This window comes from Roseovarius sp. SK2 (assembly GCF_028807495.1).
In the GTDB taxonomy this organism is placed as follows: Bacteria; Pseudomonadota; Alphaproteobacteria; order Rhodobacterales; family Rhodobacteraceae; genus Roseovarius; species Roseovarius confluentis.
This window is the reverse complement of the sequence record NZ_JARAMK010000004.1, coordinates 244,196-262,777: the sequence shown is the minus strand read 5'-3', so window position 1 is coordinate 262,777 and position 18,582 is coordinate 244,196. Positions and strand designations below refer to the sequence as shown.

Genomic DNA, 18,582 nt, shown 5'->3' with positions numbered 1-18,582 from the left:
GAGATGTATCATGTTGCAGACCAACACCGCGACCACCCCCAACATTGCCCACTGGAAAGAGCGGGTCGAGCTGGCCGCGGCGTTTCGCTGGACCGCACGGTTGAACATGCATGAGGCTGTGGCGAACCATTTCAGCCTGTCGGTCAACGATGACGGAACGCAATTCCTGATGAACCCCAACCAGGTGCATTTCAGCCGGGTGAAGGCGTCGGACCTGCTGTTGATCGACGCCAAAGATCCCCAGACGCTGGACCGGCCCGGCGCGCCGGATCCGACTGCATGGGGGCTACATGGCGGGGTGCATCGGGCCTGTCCGCACCACCGCTGCCTGATGCATGTGCATTCGATCCACGCCACGGTGCTGGCCAGCCTGGCCGACAGCACTTTGCCGCCGATCGACCAGAACTGCGCCACCTTCTTCAACCGCTACGTCATCGACGACGGCTACGGCGGGCTTGCTTTCGAGGATGAGGGCGAGCGCTGTGCCCAGATGTTGGGGGATCCGTCCAAGAAAGTTATGATCATGGGCAACCACGGTATCCTGGTGATGGGTGACACGGTCGCGGATTGCTTTAACCGGATGTATTATTTCGAGCGGGCGGCGGAGACGTATATCCGCGCGTTGCAGACGGGCCAGACGTTGCGGGTGCTGTCGGACGAGGTGGCCGAAAAGACCGCGCGGGAGATGGAAGACTATCCAGAGCAGGGCGACCGACACCTGGCGGAACTGATGGCGATTCTCGACGCGGAAGGCTCTGATTACGCCGCGTGAGACGGGGCGGGCCAAAACTTTTCCGCAAAAGTTTTGCCAAAAGCTTTGATAAAGCTTTTGGCTAGGCGTGGCCGGCCTCGGAGGAGAGCGTGACGGAGCTGACGCCCAGCTTTTGCAGGGCGGCTTCCCACTTGGTTGCGTCAGCGTGGGAGAACACGATTTCCTTGTCGGCCTCGACCGTGAGCCAGGCGTTCTGGGACAATTCGCTTTCCAGCTGGCCGGGGCCCCAGCCGGCATAGCCCAAGGCCACGATGTTGCGCAGCGGACCACGGCCAAGCGCCAGGTCTTCCAAGATGTCCATCGTCGCGGTCATGGCGAAATCGTCGTTCACGTCGAGTGTGGAGATTGCAGAGTGGTAGCCGTAATCATGCAACACGAAACCGCGGCCATGTTCCACCGGGCCGCCGAAATGTACGGGTAGGTTGGTCATGTCCTGGCCCTGAGCGATCTCGAGTTGCTCCAGAAGGTCGCTGAGGCGCAGGTCGTCGGCGCGCTTGTTGACGATGAGACCCATCGCGCCCTCTGGTGAATGGGCGCAGATGAAGACGACCGACTGCGCGAAGCGGTCGTCGCCCATGGCGGGCATGGCGATCAGCAGTTTTCCGGTCAGGTCGATGTCGCTCAAGGCGGTCCCCGGTGGTTAGATTACAGGTCACATGATGGAGGTGCGGGGCGTTCTGTGCAACCATCCTGCCTTGAGAGTGCCGGGATTTCTCGCTTCAATGTGAATTGGCAAAGCCGATGAAACCCGCCATGAGAGGCCCCATGCAGAAGATCATGACCCTTTTGAAAGCCGCCCTGATCGCGGTCTGTGCCGCGCCGGTGTCGGCCCAGGATACCGCCAATATGGTGCGCGTCGATGTGCTGCCCGGATGGCGGGCGTCGGATGGCAGTCACTACGCCGCTTTGCGGCTGGACCTTGCACCGGGGTGGAAGACCTATTGGCGCAGTCCGGGTGAGGCCGGTGTGCCGCCGCTGTTCAACTGGCGCGGATCGCGCAACCTTTCGGGGGTCGACGTGATCTGGCCCGCCCCCAAGCCGGTGCCGCAATTCGGGTTTATGACCATCGGGTACGATGATGACGTGGTTGTGCCGTTGCACATCCGCCCCAAGGCGGGCGGGCGTGACGTGCGGCTGGAAGGCCAGCTGGAAATCGGTGTGTGCAAGGATATCTGCGTGCCGGTCAGCGTGAACGTGGCGCAGGTCTTGCCGAGTGCCGCGAAAAAGCCGGACCCCGCCATCGTCGCGGCCCTGACCGCGCGGCCTTATGGTGCCGACGAGGCCGGGGTGCGGAGCGTGGCGTGCCGGTTGTCGCCCGTGGCGGGTGGCGTGCAACTGACCGCGACGATCCGGATGCCGAAGCTGGGCGTGTCGGAATACGCGGTGGTCGAATCAAGTGACCCCAAGGTCTGGGTCTCGCCGCCCGAGACCACGCGGCAGGGTGACAGCCTGATCGCGCGGACGGTGTTGAACCATATCGACGGGCGGTCCTTTGCGGTCGACCGCAGGGGCCTGCGCTTTACCGTGCTGAGCCGGGGTGGCGCCGTGGATATTCAGGGCTGTTCGGCGGGCTGACGGCGAAAGGCGTGGCGCAGGGCCACGGCGGTATAGAGCAGAACCACGATCATAAGGGTTCCCGCGATGAAGAGCATCAGTGCTGTCGGCATCGGGGATGCAAAGGCCAGCGCGGCGATCGGTCCGGGCAGGCTGCCGGTCAGTGCCGCAAAACCCAGCGTGGCGGCGAAGAGCGCCGCGATGGCCACCCCGCCCACCAGCATGATACCGCGCAATTCCCCGGGTTTTGAGCGCAGGGCGCGGCGCAGGGAGGCGGTCTGTCGCGCGACGTCGGACTGGATGGCAATGATCGCGGGTACCAGCAGCAGGACGAGGACCATGCCGAAGGCCAGGCCGTAGACCAGCGTTATGACCGTGGGTTTGATGAACTGCGCCTGTGTGGATTGCTCGAACAGAAGCGGGGTGAGGCCAAGCACCGTGGTAAGCGTCGTCAGCATGACGGGGCGCAACCGGTCGACGGCGCCTTCGATGATTGCGGGGACGATGCCGCGCTCCTTGGCGTAATCGTCGATGGTTGTCACCAGCACGATCGAGTCATTGATGATGATGCCGGTCATGCCCAAGAGCCCCACGACCGTGAACATCGACAGCGGCACCTCCCAAAAGGCGTGCCCGTATATCGTGCCGACAAGACCGAAGGGGATGATCGACATCACCACGATGGGCCGCGTCCAGCTGGCGAAAACCCAGGCGAGGACGAGGTAGATCCCGGTCAGCGTCAGGATCAGGCCGAGGCGGGCGTCGTTCAGAAACTCGCTTTCCTGTTCGGCGAGGCCGCCAAGCTGCCATTCGACCTGGTGGACGCTGGCGATGCGGGGCAGGATCTCGGTTTCAAGCGCGGTGCTGATCTCGGCGGCGCGGGCGGGGTCATCTTCGGAAATGTCGCCGGTGACATTGATGTGGCGGATGCCGTTCTCGCGCCGGATTGTGGAGAAGCCCACGCGCTCGGTCACGCTGACGATATCCGCCAGCGGCACGTAGGCGCCGGTGGGCGCGCGGATCTGCATGCGTTCGAGGAAGTCGGCGGTAAGCTCGGGTTCCGGCACCTCGACGCGGATTTCGGCGCTGCGGGCGCTGTCGGGATAGGTCGCGGCCTCGATCCCGTTGAGGCGGTTGCGCAGGACGCTGCCCATGCCGTCGATGGTGAAGCCCAGCGCCTGGCCCTGCGGCGTGAGTTCGAGGATCAATTCCTGCTTGTCATAGGCCAAGTTGTCTTCGACCGCCGACACCTCGGGGTAGTCGAGCAGCGCGGATTTGAGCGCTTCGGAGGCGTCTTTCAGCGTCTCGGCACTGGCGCCGTAGAATTCGACGTCGAGCGCGTCGCCGCCGGGGCCCGAGCGCCAGCCTCGAAAGCTGAGTTCCTCGGTCAGGGGGTGGCGGGTGACGGCGTCCTGCAACTCGGCAACGAACGCGAAGGAGGAATAGGGGCGCAGGTCGGGGTCGATCAGTTCGATGGATATGCCGCCCAGCTGGTCGGGTTCCTTGGTGTCGGCACCGGCAAGGCCGCCGCCGGAATTGCCGCCGATCTGGGCGATGGCGAACTTGATGGGGTTGGCGCCGTAGCGGTCCTCGTAGTCGGCGCCGAGGTCTTCGACGGCGGTCTGGATCTGGCGCATCATGGCCAGCGTGTCCTCGCGCGTGGCGCCGGGGGCCATCGAGAAGTTGCCGGTCACGCTGCCGCGTTCGGGGGCGTTGAAGAAGCGCCATTGCACGTCGCCCTTGATGAAGAGCGCGGCCTGCGAAGCCAGGAGCACGATGATCCCCGCCAGCACCGGGTAGCGGGCGCGGATGACCAGCGCCATGAACGGGCGGAAGGCACGTTCGCGCAGCCAGACGAAGCCGCGGTTCACAGTGCGCGAGGGCCAGTCGTACCAGCGCTCCTTGCCCGCATGGGTCAGCGCATGGGACATGTGATGGGGCAGGATCAGGAAGCATTCCACCAGCGAGGCCGTCAGGACGACGATCACGGTAAAGGGAATGTCGATGATGAGGTCGCCGAAGCGCCCGCCGATGGCGACCAGACCGAAGAAGGCAATGAGCGTGGTCAGGGTGGCGGAGAAAACGGGCAGGGCCATGCGCTGGGCGGCGCGTTCGGCGGCTTGTACGGGGCTTTCGCGATATTTGCGTACACGGGCGTCGGCATGTTCGCCCACCACGATGGCATCATCCACCACGATGCCGAGCGTGATGATGAGCGCGAAGAGCGAGATCATGTTGATGGTCAGCCCCGCCGCGTACATCAGCGCGATCGCTGCCAGCATTGCGACGGGAATGCCCGCGGCGACCCAGAAGGCGGTGCGAGCGTTGAGGAACAGGAACAGCAGCGACACCACTAACAGGAGGCCGGTCAGGCCATTGTCCATGAGCATGTCGAGTCGGCCGGAGATGGCGTCGGAGCGTGTGTTTATGAGCGTCAGTTCCGTGCCTTCGGGCAGGGTGGCTTCCATCCGGGCGGCGATCTCTTCGACCTGGGCCTGGATGGCGAGTGCGTCGCCATTGGCGGAGCGGTCGACGCGGATCTGAAGGGCTGGGTTGTCGCCGACGAAATACTGGCGTTCGCGGTCGATGCCTTCGACCCGCACATTGGCCACGTCGCCGATGGTAAGCTTGGAGCCGTCGGGGTTGGAGCGCAGGATCAGCGCCTCGATCTGGTCGGTGTCGCGTTTCTCGGTGCCGATGCGGACGCGTGTGGCGCCGCCGGTCACGTCGCCGGCCGGGTCGGTGTCGGCCTCGGCGGCGATCACGGCGGCAATCTCGGCCATGGTGATGTCATAGGCGATGAGGTTCGTCGTGGGCACCTCGACGATAGTGTGCGGCGCGGCGACGCCCTGAAGCGTGGTGCGGGTGACGCCCGCGTCGTAGAGGCGGGTGACCAGCTCGTCGGCGAACTGCCCGAGCTGGGGCGTGGCGACGGGGCCGGTCAGGACGATATCGGTGACGCGGTCGCGCCATGCGCCGCGGGTGACGCGCGGCTCCTCCGCCTCTTCGGGCAGGTCGGTGATGCTGTCGACGGCGGCCGAGACGTCATCGGCGGCGCGGCCCATGTCCCAGCCCGGCTCGAATTCAAGCTGGATGCTGGCGGTGTTTTCGCGGGAGGTGGCCTGAGAGGTTTCCACGCCCTCGACGGCCAGAAGCGCGGGTTCGAGCACCTGCACGATGCCCGCGTCGATATCCTCGGCGCTGGCGCCGTCCCAGAGAACCGAGACGCTGACCTCGTCCACGACGACATCGGGGAAGAACTGTGCCTGCATCCGGGGCGCGGCGGCGAGGCCGAGGACCACGAGAACGACAAGCAGAAGGTTCGCCGCGGTGGGGTGGCGGGTGAAATAGGAGAGCATGCCGCCGGCGCTCTCGGGCAGATCGCGGACCATGGGTTAGCTGCCCATGCGGCGTTCGAGCCGCTCGACGGTCCGTGCCGGCACTTCCGGCTGCTCGAGTTGACCCAGAAGGCGGGTCTTCATGGCGGCGGGAATGTCGGGGCTGTCCTCGACAAACTGGCGCAGGCGGGCGCGGCGGTCCTCGCTGAGTTCCAGCATCTGGGCGGTATCGTCGGACTGGGGCGCGTTGCCCAACGGGCGCACCTTGAGGCCGGGGCCGAGAAGCGGGCTGCGTTCGGTCACGATGTCCAGTCCGTCGAGGTCATCGCCGGATACGAGAATGTCATTGCCCTGTCGGCGGACCAGCGTGACGGGGACGGCGCGCAGGCGGTCCTCGGCCGTCAGCGCCAGCACGGTGCCGTCCGAGCCGAGCGCCGTGGCGGGCAGACGAACGACGTTGTCGAGGGGCGGTTCCTCGATCAGGACCGAGACGAAGTCGCGGGGTTTGAGGCCCTGGGGGTCGTCGATGCGGGCATAGACAAGACGTCCGGTCTGGCCTTCCTCGACCCCGGCGCTGTCGCGGGTGATGCGGCCGGTGGTTTCCATTTCCAGACCGAAGACGTCGAGACGGATGCGGACGGGCGCGAGGATCAGGTCGCCGTTTTCATCCAGCAGGCGGCGGTGCTGGGCGGTAGAGACGCGGAAGGCCACGTCGAGTGCGGAGGTGTCGATGAGATCGGCCAGTTTCTCGTTGGCGGAAACGAGCCGACCTTCGACCACGCTGACGCCTTGTAACGTGCCGGTGAAAGGGGCGGTGATGGTGGTCTCGTCCAATGCCTTCTGCGCCTCGGCGAGCGCGATGCGGCTGCGCGATAGACGGGTCTGTGCCTGGTCGACACGGGCCTCGGCGGTGGCTTCTGCCTGGCGTCGGGTCAGGACGGCCTGTTCGGCGCTGGCCGCGTCGAGTTCGGCGAGTTCCACGGCGGCGGCAGTGCCAACGCCGCGCTCTTCGAGGTCAAGCTGGCGGTCCAGGGCCCTTTTGCGCAGTTCGGCCTGCGACTGCGCCGCGGCAAGCTCGTCGCGGGCGAGGTTGAGGCCGCGCTCGGCCTCGCGCACCTCGGCCTCGGCATCAGTCAAATCGGCGCGGGCGAGGTCCAGCGCGAATTGTGCGTCCGAAGGGTCGATCCGGGCCAGAACCTGCCCGTCGCGGACGCGGCCGCCATCCTCGAACAGCGCGGTCAACTCGGTCACGCGGCCCGGCGCATCGGAGCGGATTTCGAGCGTCCGGCGGCTTTCGACCTCGCCATAGGCGGTCAGGACGGGCGTCTGGGTGCCCGGCTCGGCGGTCACGGTGTTGACGGCGAAGACACGCTCGCGCCGCTCGGGCGCTTGGGTTTCGGCGCTCATGCGTTCCTGCACAGCCGAAAAGACGATCTGACCGGCATAGGCGAACAGGCCCACTGTCAGGGACAGCAGGAACAGTCCGGTCAGGCTGTGGCGCAGGAACCGCATTCAGATCAACCTTTTAAGCCACTTGGCGCGGGGCAGTCATACCATATAGATAGACGCTCGCGGCAAGGTTTCATGGGGCTGATACGCGGCCAAAGGTCACTTCCGTCGCAAATGTTCGTCCAGACGCGGCATTATTTCGACGAAATTGCAGGGGCTGTGGCGGTAATCGAACTGGTAGGCCAGGATTTCGTCCCACGCATCCTTGCAGGCGCCGGGGCTGCCGGGCAGGGCGAAAAGATAGGTGCCGTTCGCCACGCCCCCCGTCGCGCGGGATTGCACTGCGGACGTACCGATCTTTTTCATCGAAACTATGGTGAAGACCGTGCCGAACGCGTCGATTTCCTTTTCGTAGACATCCCTGTGCGCCTCGACCGTGACGTCGCGGCCCGTAAGGCCGGTGCCGCCGGTGGAAAGGACAACGTCGATTTCGGGGCTGGCGATCCATTCGCGCAGTTGCTCGGTAATCTGGTCGCGCTCGTCGCGGACGACCATGCGGTCGGAGAGGATATGGCCCGCGGCCTCGATGCGTTCGACTAACACGGCACCAGAGCGGTCCTGGCTGAGGTCGCGGCTGTCGGAGACGGTCAAGACGGCGATGCGGACCGGGATGAAGTCCTTGGTTTCATCGATGCGGCTCATGTTCGGGTCAGGTCCTTTCGATCAGGGCGAGGCGCAGGGCGAGGCCGGTGAAGATGGCGGCGCAGACATAGCCGATGCCGCGGGCAAAGTTGGGCGAGCGGGCCATGCGGCGGCCAAGGCCGCCTGCGAATATGCCGACGGCGGCATTGACGATGAAACCGCCCGCCGCGATTATCGCGCCGAAGACCAGGAACTGGGCCAAGATGCTGCCTTGGGAGGGGTCGATAAACTGCGGCAAGAAAGCCAGCACGAAGAGGATCACCTTCGGGTTTGTCAGGTTCACGATCATTCCATCGCGGAAGGCGCGGGAGGGTTTGATTTCTGGCGTCTCGCCGGTCTGTAGTGGGTGGCGCAAGGCCTGCCACGCGAGCCACAGCAGGTAGGCAATGCCGGCCCAGCGGATCACGTCGAAGAGCCACGGCAAGGTGGCGATCGCTGCGCCGAGGCCAAGGCCGGCCAGCGTGACATGCACCATGCCGCCGAGAACGATCCCGGCGCTGGCGGCCACGGCAGGACGCGGGCCACCGCGCAGGCCCTGGCCCAGGCAGAACATCATGTCCGCCCCGGGCGTGAGGTTGAGCGCGACAGCGGCGGGGATGAAGGCCAGCAGGGTGAGCGGGTCGATCATCAGAGCTCGAACCAGTTGGGGCGGGGGCCGAGATTGACCACCTGCGTCGCCCCGATGCGGCCGGTCACACCCCAGCTGTCGTGGATATGGCCGCAGAGGGCCAGTTTGGGCTGAATGCGCTCGATCGCGTCGCGGATGGCGGTGGAGCCCACGGACATGTCCAGCGAGGTAAGATCGGCGACGCCCTTGGGCGGGGAATGCAAGACAAGGATATCGGCGGTCTCGCATGAGGCGAGCAGCGTCGCGGCCTCTTCGTTGGACAGGTCGCAGGACCAGTCGCCGAAGGGCGTGACCGGCACGCCGTAGCCGAGACCGAAGAGGGAGAGGTCGCCTTGGCTGGTGCCGGTACCATGCAGTACGGTCATATTCGGCAGGGCCGCCGAGGTGAGTTCCTGATAGCTTTCGGCGTTGCCGGGGACGGCGACAATGTGAGCCGTGATGCCCGATAGCATCTCCATCGCCTCGTCCAGCCCGGCGCGGTGGTTGCAGAAATCGCCAGCGCCGATGACGAGGTCGGCCTCGGCGCTGGCGCCGACAAGGTCGGCGGCGCGGGCGCGAGCGAGGTGCAGGTCGGAAAAGGCGAGGATCTTCATGTCTGTCCTTCGAGGCGGGCCTGGAGGTCGAGCAGGTCGGCCCAGGCAGCGCGTTTTTCGTGTGGTTTGCGCAGCAGGTAGGCGGGATGGAACATCGGGAGGGCGGGCTTGCCAAACGCTTGCGTCCACTGGCCGCGCAGGCGGGTGATGCCGCGTTTGCCGAGTGCGGCCTGGCAGCTGATATTGCCCATGAGCACGATCACCTCGGGGTCGGCCAGTTGTACGTGACGTTCCACGAAGGGCAGCATCATGGCGATTTCCTGCGGGTTCGGGTCGCGGTTCTGCGGCGGGCGCCAGGGCAGGATGTTGGTGATATAGGCGCCGGTGTCGGCGTCGTCGTTGCCGCGCGCGTGTCCGATGGCGGCGAGCATCCGGTCGAGCAATTGCCCGGCGCGGCCGACGAAGGGTTTGCCTTGCTGGTCCTCGTCACGTCCCGGCGCCTCGCCGATGATCATCAGGCGGGCGGAGGGGTGGCCGTCGGAGAACACCAGATTGCGCGCGCCGCGTTTCAGGTCGCAATGCTCGAACGCGGCGAGGGCGGATCTGAGCGCGTCGAGGGAGCTTGCATCGGCGGCGGCGAACCCGGCCTCGGCGGCGGTGTCGACCTCGGGCGGCTTGGCCGGGATGGGGGGCGCGGACTCCGCTTTCCTTGCCGGTGTCAGCTTTTCGGGTACTTCGTAGCGGTTTACCGGCGTATCGCCGATCGCCTCGGTCGCGCCGAGGTCGATCTGCCAGTCGAGCATGGCAAGGGCGGTGTGCGAATCCAAGGGGGCGGTCATGGGGCGGAAGATAGCGGCTGTGGCGGGGCGGGGGAAGACGGGTTGCTTATCGGGCGGGATGGCCTCTCTCGCGGTGGGGCGCGGACTGTGGGATGGTGGGGTGGAACCCCACCCTACGCTTGCCCCGAGCGCCGGGCTTTCCTATAAGCGCGCAGGCAGTTGACGTCGGAGCGCTGGCATGACTTTTCAACACGCGCATCTTCTGGGGATCGAGCCCCTGGCGCAGTCGGATATCTCTACCCTGCTTGATTTGTCGGACCAGTACGTGGACCTCAATCGTCGCGACCAGAAGCATGCCGATGCGCTGGCGGGGCTGACGCAGATCAACATGTTTTTCGAGAACTCGACCCGGACGCAGGCCAGTTTCGAGCTGGCGGGCAAGCGGCTGGGGGCGGATGTGATGAACATGGCGATGCAGGCATCGTCGATCAAGAAAGGCGAGACGCTGATCGACACGGCGATGACGCTGAACGCCATGCATCCCGACCTACTGGTGGTGCGGCATCCGCAATCGGGGGCGGTGGATCTGCTGGCGCAGAAAGTGAATTGCGCCGTTCTGAATGCGGGTGACGGGCGGCACGAGCATCCCACCCAGGCGCTCTTGGACGCGCTGACAATCCGGCGGGCGAAAGGCCGGCTGCATCGGTTGAGCATCGCGATCTGCGGGGATATCGCGCACAGCCGTGTGGCGCGATCGAACATCATCCTTCTGGGCAAGATGGAGAACCGGGTGCGGCTGGTGGGGCCGCCCACGCTGATGCCGGCGGGAATTGCCGAATTCGGTGTCGAGGTGTTCGAGGACATGCGCGAAGGGCTGAAGGATGTGGACGTGGTGATGATGCTGCGCCTGCAACGGGAGCGGATGGATGGCGGCTTCATCCCCAGCGAGCGGGAATATTACCACCGCTATGGCCTGGACGCCGAAAAGCTGCGCCATGCCAAGGCGGATGCCATTGTCATGCATCCCGGCCCGATGAACCGGGGCGTGGAGATCGACGGAGAGATCGCCGATGACATCAACCGCAGCGTGATCCAGGAACAGGTCGAGATGGGCGTGGCCGTGCGCATGGCGGCCATGGACCTGCTGGCACGAAACCTGCGGGCAAGGCCCAAGGAGGTGATGGCATGAGCGACCGGATCGAAATACGCGAAAGCGAGAGCGGCGTGGTGCGCGTCTTTGACGTGGACCTGGACCGCGCGGAGGCCGAGACCTTCAACCGGCGCAACGGCAGTTGGCCGTTGCAGGATGCGCTTGGGGCCGAAACGCTGGACCCGCATCATGTCGACCTGATCCAGGTAGAGGACCTGACTGGCTTTGGCCTGCACCAGTACCTGGAAGAGGGGATGGGCGTTTCCTGGGACGATCTGGAAGACGAGCACGTGGTTGTCGAAGGTCTGAAGGGTACGGTGCTGATTGTTGGCTCGCGGGCCTTTGGCGGGCAGGCGCAGGTTTTGACCCCGCGGGCGCCGCTGACGCTGGTGGCGACGTTGAACGAAGAGAAGGCGCCGGTGCAGTTCGAACCGCTGCCGAGCGCCGGGGCGCAGGTGGCACCCGCACCGGAGGAGGCCGCCGAGGCCGAGCCTAAGAAGAAATCGGACGCGGCGATATCGGGCCGGGTGGCGATGATCGCGCTGCTTGTCCTGTTCGTGCTGACGGCTGTCGTGGTGTGGGTGGCTTCGTGAGCGACCCGCGTTCCGTCATGGTGCCGCAGGCGGAACTTGAACCCGGAGAGCGGGTTTTGGAAATTTTTCATGCGGATCGCACGGCTTATTGGCGTGACCATGCCTGGATGGCCGCGGGCGCGATGGCGCTGGGCATGGGCGTGCTTTGGGCCATCGGCAATCCGCATGTCTGGACTGGTGCCGTGGGCGGGTTGGCCGCGATCGCTGTACGCGCCGGGTATTTGGCGTCGGACGAGATGAAGGCGCGGTGGGATCTGACCGACCGGCGCGTGCTGGGCCCCTTGGGCAAGCAGGCGTGGCTGCGGGACATCGCGCAGATACGCGTTCTGGGCTCGGCCGTGCAGATCGTCACGGCGGGGGGAGACAAGCACCTGATGAAATACCAGGCCGACCGGGACGCCGTGAAAACCCGGATCGAGGCGGCGGTAGCGGAGACGCGCCCGTGACCGCCTTGCAGGACGAGTGGGAGGGCATTCTCGATCCCGGCGAACAGGTGCTGTGGCAGGGGCGGCCCGATCCGGCCATCACATTCCGGGCGGCGCATGCCGCGGCGCTGGTCTTTGGGTTGTTCTTCGCGGGGTTTGCGCTGTTCTGGATGGTGATGGCGGCGCAGGCGGGTGGTATGTTCTGGATGTTCGGACTGATCCATTTCTCGGTCGGGCTGGGGATCGCCTTTGGCGGGATCTTCTGGGAGCCTTGGAAACGGCGGCACACGTGGTACACGCTGACCGACAGGAGGGCTTTCATCGCGCGGGACCTGCCGTTCCGGGGCCGGACGCTGAAAAGCTATCCCATTACGGACCGGACACGGCTTGAGTTCCAGGATGGTGCGCCGGGGTCGATCATGTTCGACCACGAGATGCGACGGCGCAAGAACGGGCATTACCGCGTGGACATCGGTTTCGAGCGGATCGCTAAGGCCGAGGAGGTGCTGCGTCTGATGCGGCAGGTTCAGGAAAGGCAGAGTGCATGACGAAGGTGCTGTTCGAGAACGCGCGGCTGGTCGATCCCGAGGCGGGAGAGGTGACCGAGGGCTGGCTGCTGGTCGAGGATGGCCGCATCAAGGCTCGGGGATACGAGGCGGCCGCGCAAGGGGCGGATGAGCGGGTCGATTGCGGTGGCAAATTCCTGGCGCCGGGCATGGTGGACTTGGGCGTAAAGGTCTGCGAGCCGGGCGAGCGGCACAAGGAAAGTTACCGCAGCGCCGGGGCCGCGGCGGCGGCGGGAGGCGTGACAACGATGATCACCCGGCCCGACACGCTGACCGCGATCGACAGCCCGGAAACGCTGGAATTCGTTGCCCGCCGCGCCAATGAGGCTGCGCCGGTAAACGTGCTGCCCATGGCGGCACTGACCAAAGGGCGCGAGGGGCGCGAGATGACCGAGATCGGGTTTCTGATGGATGCCGGTGCGGTGGCCTTTACCGATTGCGATCATGTGGTGACTGACAACAAGGTGCTGAGCCGGGCGCTGACCTATGCGCGCAGCCTGGGCGCCTTGGTGATCGGGCATGTGCAGGATCCGGGGCTGAGCGCCGGGGCGGCGGCGACGAGCGGCAAGTTCGCCTCGCTGCGCGGCTTGCCGGGGGTGGGCACCGTGGCCGAGCGCATAGGGCTGGAGCGTGACCTTGCGCTGGTCGAGGCGACGGGCGCGCGGTATCACATCGACCAGGTGACGACGGCGGCCAGCCTGCCGGCGCTGGACCGTGCCAAGAGGGCGGGTCTGGACGTGACGGCGGGCACGTCGATCCATCACCTGACTCTGAACGAGCTGGACGTGGCGGACTATCGCACCTTTTTCAAGGTCAAGCCGCCGCTGCGGTCCGAAGATGACCGGCGCGCCATGGTTGAGGCGGTGCGAGACGGCAGGATCGACATCATCGGCTCGATGCACACGCCGCAGGACGAGGAATCCAAACGTCTGCCCTTCGAGGAGGCGGCGAGCGGGGCAGTGGCGCTGGAAACCCTGCTGCCAGCGGCGTTGCGGCTCTACCATTCGGGCGAACTTGACCTGCCTTGCCTGTTCCGGGCGCTGGCGCTGAACCCGGCCAAGCGGCTGGGTTTGGAAGCGGGGCGCCTGGCCGAGGGGGCCCCGGCGGACCTTGTTCTGTTCGACGCCGATGTGCCTTTCGTACTGGACCGCTGGACGCTGCGCTCGAAATCGAAAAATACCCCGTTTGACGGGCAACGCTTGCAGGGTAGGGTTCTTGCGACCTATGTTTCCGGGAAAGTGGTTTTCGAGAACTTAAATGCCTGATTTCCAGTCAAGTTTGACCGTTCTCGCCTTGTGGGGCGTCCTTGGATACCTGATTGGGTCGATCCCGTTCGGGATGGTGGTGGCTCGTGTCCTGGGCCTTGGCAACCTTCGCAACATCGGCTCGGGCAATATCGGCGCCACCAACGTGTTGCGCACGGGGAATAAGCTGGGGGCGTTGGCAACGCTGATCCTGGACGGTGGCAAGGGCGCGGCAGCGGTGCTGCTGGCGCGGGCGGTGGCGGGTGAGGATGCCGCGCAACTTGCGGGGCTCGCCGCCTTCGCCGGGCATTGTTACCCGGTCTGGCTGTCGTTTCGCGGCGGCAAGGGGGTGGCGACGTTCCTTGGCATCATGCTGGGGCTGGCCTGGCCGGTGGGCATTGCATGTTGCCTGAGCTGGCTGGTGGCGGCGGCGGCGACCCGGATCTCGAGCATGGCGGCGATCTACATGGCGGCGCTATCGACGATCTGGATGGTGTTCCTGGGGTACCGGGATCTGTTCGTGCTGGGCATCATATTGACGCTGTTCATCTTTTTCCGTCATGGCAGCAATATACGGCGGCTGCGGGACGGAACGGAGCCGAAGATCGGCCAGAAATAATCGCGGCTGCGCTTGGTTAGGCAATCATCGCCAATTTTGCGAGAAGAGTAATAAAAAGGTGTAGTGCTTGACCTTTCCGTGGTTTCTGCTATTTCTGTTGTGACAGAAATTTATGGAATCACGTTATGGAGCTTTCGCCCGCCACACAGAACTTCATCCTTCACTGGGGAGAGATGGGCGCGAAATGGGGGGTCAACCGCTCGGTCGCGCAGATCCACGCGCTGCTTCATGTCATGCCGGACCCGATGACGGCCGAGGAAATCAGCGAGACACTCAACCTTGCGCGGTCGAACGTATCCAACGGGCTGAAGGAATTGCAGGCCTGGAAGCTGGTGAAGGTCAGCCGGCAACTTGGCGACCGGCGGGATCATTTCACCTCGGTGCGTGACATGTTCGACCTTGTGACGGTTGTCATCGAGGGACGCCGAGAGCGGGAATACGCGCCGACACTGGCCGCGCTGCGGGCGGTGGCCGACGAGGCGGAAGCAGACGGCACGCCGAGACAGGTGCGCGGACGCATCCACGAGACGCTGGAGACGATGCAGCTTTTCGATGACTGGTATCGTGACGTGTCGCGCCTGCCGCGTGCGGTTCAACTGAGCGCGGTGAAACTGGGCGCGCGTGTTGCGAAGTTCCTGCCGAAAGGCAAATCCGCATAAAAAATTTGGCTGGAGATTTCACTCATGACAGAAATAACTGCAAATATAAAACTGCACGAGATATACGTGGTCGATCCCGTGGCGTTCTTTTTCGCGCTGGTGGGCGCACCGCTGGCGGTGGCCGCGGGGGGCTTTTGGGCCTTGGGAATTCCGGTCGTAGCCGTAGTGTTCGGCGGACCTTTCTACTTGGCGATCGGGGTGCCGGTATTGCTGTGGTACCTGGGCCGCAGGCCGCCAGAACCGTTTCGCATCGCGGGGCTGGCGCTGGTCAGCTACGGCGTGCCGGCGGGCCTCTTCATGCTGTACCTTCTGGCGACCGGCGGCCAGAGCGCGGCGCAGGAATTCGTCATATTCGCTGGGTTCGGCCTGATCTTTGCCCCGCTCTGGGGCAGCGTTTTCGGCATCTTCTACCGCAATTTCCGGCGCGAGTTCTACGCGCGCCCCATCTGAAGGAGACATGACATGATGGTATTTCTACTGAGTTTCATAGGGCTGGCTTTGGCCGCCTTGGCGGTGTTGACCCGGATGATCCTGCTGATCGGATCGATGCAGCGGGACTGTCCCGAGACCGGGCCAGCGGCGCGGCTGGTGGCGGTGACCGTCGCCACGGGGTTCTGCGCCATCGGTGCGGGCGGCGTGTTGCTCATCGCGGCCGCGTTCCCGATCCTGTCGCAGGCGCCGGTGATGGCGTTCTTCGTCGGGTTGGGGCTGGCCGTGCTGTGCCTTGGCTTGGGCTTCTCGCACGCGGTCAATACGCTGCGGCTGACGCTTGCCAGGTCCAAGATGCTTGCCGATAGCTGAGGCGGGTGCTGACAGATGGAAAGGCCGCCCTGCTCGGGGCGGCCTTTTCTGTTTGCGTGTGAGGCCCCGGGTCAAGCCCGGGGCGGGAGCGCTTATCAGTAGCTGAATTCTTCGTAAATCTTGGTCAGGTCGCCATTCCACGCGCCGTGATAGCGGTCGAGCAATTCGTCCGCCGGTACGCGGCCGGACTCGACGCTTTCCTGAAGGGCGTTGAGGAAATGGGTCTCGTCGGGGACCATGCCGCCGGCGCCGGGGCGGGCGCGGGCCTTTAGGCCGGCCTCGGCGATGGAAAGCACCTCGCGGGCGAGGTCGTGCATCGAGATGTTGCCGACCTTGGCATCCAGCGCCTGTTCGCTGGCGGCCACGCGCAGGGCCTCGCGCGTCTCGGTATCCCAGCCCTTGGCCAAGTCCCACGCGGCGTCGAGCGCGGACTGGTTGTACATCAGCCCGACCCAGAAGGCGGGAAGGGCACAAAGCCGCCGCCACGGGCCGCCATCGGCGCCGCGCATTTCCATGAATTTCTTGATCCGCGCCTCGGGGAAGATCGTGGTCAGGTGATCGGCCCAGTCGGACAGCGTTGGCGTTTCGCCGGGCAGAGCGGGCAGTTCGCCCTTGAGGAAGTCGCGGAAGGATTGACCGAGCGCGTCAATATACTGTCCGTGGCGGTAGACGAAATACATCGGCACATCGAGGGCGTATTGGGCATAACGCTCGAACCCGAAGCCATCCTCGAACACGAAGGGCAGCATGCCGGTACGGTCCGCATCCAAGTCGCGCCAGACGCGGGCGCGCCAGGACTTGTGGCCGTTGGGCTGTCCGTCGAGGAAGGGCGAATTGGCAAAAAGCGCAGTGGCCACGGGTTGCAGGGCCAGCGCGACGCGCAATTTTTGGACCATGTCAGCCTCGGACGCGAAATCGAGGTTGACCTGCACGGTACAGGTGCGGCGCATCATGGTCTGGCCCATCGTGCCGACCTTTTGCATGTAGGCGTCCATGAGCTTGTAGCGGCCCTTGGGCATCAGCGGCATGTCTTCGTGCCGCCAGATCGGCGCCGCTCCGAGGCCGATGAAGCCGACGCCAACCTTGTCGGCGACGTCCTTGACCTCGGCCAAGTGGACGTTCACCTCGTCGCAGGTGTGGTGGATCGTCTCGACCGGGGCGCCGGAGAGTTCAAGCTGGCCACCGGGTTCAAGGCTGACATTGGCGCCGTCCTTTTCGAGGCCGATGAGGTTGTCCCCTTCCATGACAGGGGACCAGCCGTGCTTGTCGCGCAGGCCTTCAAGAACGGCGCGCACGCTGCGGTCGCCGTCGTAGGGAATGGGCTTGAGCGTGTCCTTGCAGTAGCCGAACTTTTCGTGCTCGGTGCCGATGCGCCAGTCGTCGCGCGGTTTGCAGCCGCTTTCGAGATAGCCTGCCAGTTGGGCCTCTGACTCGATCGGGCCGCCGCCGGATTGGGGGATGGACATAGAGAATTTTCCTGCGTTGCGCGCGAACTTGGGGGAGAGGCTTGGCCCGAATGAGCGGGGGTGTCAATGCAGCCGATTGGAGTAGGTGGACCAGACGGTCACGGTGTCGCGATCTTGTGACGAGAGCGCCGCGAGCATTTTCTGCACGCGAAGGCCCGGCAGGGTGGCGAAGGCGTCGAAGAGCGTGTCGGCCCCTTGCGCGGTGGTCGGGATCATCAGGGCGGGCTGGCCAGGTTGATGCAGGCCCCAGTGGGCGGGCTTGGCGGCGTGGTCGAGCGTGAGGCGGGACATCTCGGCCAGATCGACGGTGCCTCCGGTGAGCGGGCCGAAATAGGTGACTCGGCCCTCATCCACCTGCACGATACCGGGCCCGCCGGTGGCGCCGCGGAAGCGGGCGCGTTGCAGGCCGATGAAGCCAAGTGCGGCGCCGATGGGCAGAAGCGCGTATCCGACCCAGGACAGGATGCCGATAAAGCCAAGCGACCACCAGGCACCGAGGGCGATGACGGCGATGCCGATCAACACTTCGCGCCAGCGGGTGAGGCTTTGAGCGGCTTCGGGGCGGATGAAGCTCATTTCCAGTCTCCGAAGCGCTGTTGCCAGACGGCCATGGCGGCCACGGCGGCGGTGTCGGCGCGCAGGATGCGCGGGCCGAGGGCCGTGGGGTGCGCGAAAGGACAGGCTTTGAGCCGCGCGCGTTCAGCGTCTGAAAAGCCGCCTTCGGGGCCTATGAGAATCGCCCAGGGCGCCGTTTGTCCGTCTTTGCGGACGGCCTCGCCTGGTCCGGCGAGGGCTTCGTCGCAGAACATCAGTTGGCGGTTCTCCGGCCAGTCGGCAAGCAGGCGGTCGAGCTTCTGCAGGTCCGTCACTTCGGGGACATATGTGCCGCCGCATTGCTCGGCGGCCTCGACGGCATGGGCCTGAAGGCGGTCTTGCCGGATGCGTTCGGAATTGGTGAAATCGGTCTGAACGGGCAAGATGCGGGCGGCGCCCATCTCGGCGGCCTTCTCGACGATGAAGTCGGTGCGGGCCTTCTTGATCGGTGCAAAAAGCAGCCAGAGGTCGGGCGGGTCTTGCTGAGGGCGGGTCTGACGCTCGACGTTCAGCAGGCCTTTGCGCTTGCCCGCCTCGGCCACGGTGGCGTGCCATTCGCCATCATGGCCGTTGAAGAGCAGGACAGCGTCGCCCGCGCCCTGCCGCATGACCCCGAAGAGATAATGCGCCTGGTCGCGGTCCAGAGGAACCGTTTGCCCTTCCCCGAGCGGGTGCTCTACATAAAGCCTGATCTTTGCAGTCGACATGGG

The 18,582-nt window shown here is 65.1% G+C and carries 21 protein-coding genes; 11 read left to right on the top strand and 10 right to left on the bottom strand.

Translation table 11 applies throughout. The annotated features are described in order from the left end of the window. Positions 1–10: 10 nt before the first annotated feature. A complete protein-coding gene (locus PVV74_RS10560) occupies positions 11–772 on the top strand; it encodes a class II aldolase and adducin N-terminal domain-containing protein (protein ID WP_274593137.1) in 762 nt (253 codons plus the stop codon). A 61-nt stretch (positions 773–833) separates the two neighbouring features. On the opposite strand, the gene PVV74_RS10555 is transcribed toward PVV74_RS10560, so the two are convergent. Then, positions 834–1,388, bottom strand: coding sequence for a YqgE/AlgH family protein (locus tag PVV74_RS10555; protein WP_274593215.1), 555 nt, complete (start codon positions 1,386–1,388; stop codon positions 834–836). Positions 1,389–1,549: 161 nt separating this feature from the next. On the opposite strand from PVV74_RS10555, the gene PVV74_RS10550 reads away from it, so the two are divergent. Beyond that, positions 1,550–2,347 (top strand): protein-disulfide reductase DsbD domain-containing protein, encoded by a 798-nt coding sequence (locus tag PVV74_RS10550; protein ID WP_274593136.1) that lies wholly within the window; start codon positions 1,550–1,552, stop codon positions 2,345–2,347. On the opposite strand, the gene PVV74_RS10545 is transcribed toward PVV74_RS10550, so the two are convergent. From PVV74_RS10545 to PVV74_RS10520, 6 genes are all read right to left on the bottom strand, one after another. After that, positions 2,326–5,718 carry an efflux RND transporter permease subunit gene (locus tag PVV74_RS10545; RefSeq protein WP_274593135.1) on the bottom strand — a complete coding sequence of 1,131 codons (3,393 nt, stop codon included), beginning with the start codon at positions 5,716–5,718 and terminating at the stop codon, positions 2,326–2,328. The genes PVV74_RS10550 and PVV74_RS10545 overlap by 22 nt on opposite strands. A gap of 3 nt (positions 5,719–5,721) precedes the next feature. Next, complete coding sequence (locus PVV74_RS10540) at positions 5,722–7,176, bottom strand: efflux RND transporter periplasmic adaptor subunit (RefSeq protein WP_274593134.1); 1,455 nt, start codon at positions 7,174–7,176, stop codon at positions 5,722–5,724. Between the two features lie 96 nt (positions 7,177–7,272). Then, the gene (moaB, locus tag PVV74_RS10535) at positions 7,273–7,815 is read right to left on the bottom strand and encodes a molybdenum cofactor biosynthesis protein B (protein WP_274593133.1); all 543 of its coding nucleotides are present in this window, start codon (positions 7,813–7,815) and stop codon (positions 7,273–7,275) included. Between the two features lie 7 nt (positions 7,816–7,822). Then, positions 7,823–8,443: a LysE family translocator gene (locus PVV74_RS10530; protein WP_274593132.1), complete on the bottom strand. Its 621-nt coding sequence runs from the start codon at positions 8,441–8,443 to the stop codon at positions 7,823–7,825. Next, positions 8,443–9,036 (bottom strand): metallophosphoesterase family protein, encoded by a 594-nt coding sequence (locus PVV74_RS10525; RefSeq protein ID WP_274593131.1) that lies wholly within the window; start codon positions 9,034–9,036, stop codon positions 8,443–8,445. Before PVV74_RS10525 ends, PVV74_RS10530 begins: the two co-directional genes overlap by 1 nt. Then, on the bottom strand, positions 9,033–9,815 hold the full coding sequence (locus tag PVV74_RS10520; RefSeq protein ID WP_274593130.1) for a uracil-DNA glycosylase: 783 nt from the start codon (positions 9,813–9,815) through the stop codon (positions 9,033–9,035). The genes PVV74_RS10525 and PVV74_RS10520 overlap by 4 nt, the downstream gene beginning before the upstream one ends. Positions 9,816–9,993: 178 nt before the next feature. Here PVV74_RS10520 and PVV74_RS10515 point away from each other — a divergent pair, with 178 nt between their 5' ends. The 9 genes from PVV74_RS10515 (at position 9,994) to PVV74_RS10475 (ending at position 15,812) form a co-directional block, all read left to right on the top strand. After that, positions 9,994–10,944 carry an aspartate carbamoyltransferase catalytic subunit gene (locus PVV74_RS10515; protein ID WP_103763197.1) on the top strand — a complete coding sequence of 317 codons (951 nt, stop codon included), beginning with the start codon at positions 9,994–9,996 and terminating at the stop codon, positions 10,942–10,944. Further along, positions 10,941–11,498 carry a hypothetical protein gene (locus PVV74_RS10510; protein WP_274593129.1) on the top strand — a complete coding sequence of 186 codons (558 nt, stop codon included), beginning with the start codon at positions 10,941–10,943 and terminating at the stop codon, positions 11,496–11,498. Before PVV74_RS10515 ends, PVV74_RS10510 begins: the two co-directional genes overlap by 4 nt. A 17-nt stretch (positions 11,499–11,515) precedes the next feature. Continuing rightward, positions 11,516–11,944, top strand: coding sequence for a hypothetical protein (locus PVV74_RS10505; RefSeq protein ID WP_274593214.1), 429 nt, complete (start codon positions 11,516–11,518; stop codon positions 11,942–11,944). Further along, positions 11,941–12,471 carry an aspartate carbamoyltransferase catalytic subunit gene (locus tag PVV74_RS10500; protein ID WP_274593128.1) on the top strand — a complete coding sequence of 177 codons (531 nt, stop codon included), beginning with the start codon at positions 11,941–11,943 and terminating at the stop codon, positions 12,469–12,471. The genes PVV74_RS10505 and PVV74_RS10500 overlap by 4 nt, the downstream gene beginning before the upstream one ends. Further along, positions 12,468–13,754, top strand: a complete 1,287-nt coding sequence (gene pyrC, locus PVV74_RS10495) for a dihydroorotase (protein WP_274593127.1) — start codon at positions 12,468–12,470, stop codon at positions 13,752–13,754. The genes PVV74_RS10500 and pyrC overlap by 4 nt, the downstream gene beginning before the upstream one ends. Then, positions 13,747–14,352, top strand: coding sequence for a glycerol-3-phosphate 1-O-acyltransferase PlsY (gene plsY / locus PVV74_RS10490; protein ID WP_103763202.1), 606 nt, complete (start codon positions 13,747–13,749; stop codon positions 14,350–14,352). The genes pyrC and plsY overlap by 8 nt, the downstream gene beginning before the upstream one ends. A 125-nt stretch (positions 14,353–14,477) precedes the next feature. Next, positions 14,478–15,011, top strand: a complete 534-nt coding sequence (locus PVV74_RS10485; RefSeq protein ID WP_274593126.1) for a GbsR/MarR family transcriptional regulator — start codon at positions 14,478–14,480, stop codon at positions 15,009–15,011. 24 nt (positions 15,012–15,035) lie between these two features. After that, positions 15,036–15,461 carry a hypothetical protein gene (locus PVV74_RS10480; protein ID WP_274593125.1) on the top strand — a complete coding sequence of 142 codons (426 nt, stop codon included), beginning with the start codon at positions 15,036–15,038 and terminating at the stop codon, positions 15,459–15,461. Between the two features lie 12 nt (positions 15,462–15,473). Beyond that, the gene (locus PVV74_RS10475) at positions 15,474–15,812 is read left to right on the top strand and encodes a hypothetical protein (protein WP_274593124.1); all 339 of its coding nucleotides are present in this window, start codon (positions 15,474–15,476) and stop codon (positions 15,810–15,812) included. Positions 15,813–15,907: 95 nt separating this feature from the next. Here the strand turns inward: PVV74_RS10475 and PVV74_RS10470 are convergent, their stop codons facing one another. From PVV74_RS10470 to PVV74_RS10460, 3 genes are all read right to left on the bottom strand, one after another. After that, positions 15,908–17,278, bottom strand: a complete 1,371-nt coding sequence (locus PVV74_RS10470; protein WP_274593123.1) for a glutamate--cysteine ligase — start codon at positions 17,276–17,278, stop codon at positions 15,908–15,910. A gap of 63 nt (positions 17,279–17,341) precedes the next feature. Continuing rightward, positions 17,342–17,854: a hypothetical protein gene (locus PVV74_RS10465; RefSeq protein WP_103763207.1), complete on the bottom strand. Its 513-nt coding sequence runs from the start codon at positions 17,852–17,854 to the stop codon at positions 17,342–17,344. Further along, a complete protein-coding gene (locus PVV74_RS10460) occupies positions 17,851–18,579 on the bottom strand; it encodes a 16S rRNA (uracil(1498)-N(3))-methyltransferase (RefSeq protein WP_274593122.1) in 729 nt (242 codons plus the stop codon). Before PVV74_RS10460 ends, PVV74_RS10465 begins: the two co-directional genes overlap by 4 nt. Positions 18,580–18,582: the final 3 nt, after the last annotated feature.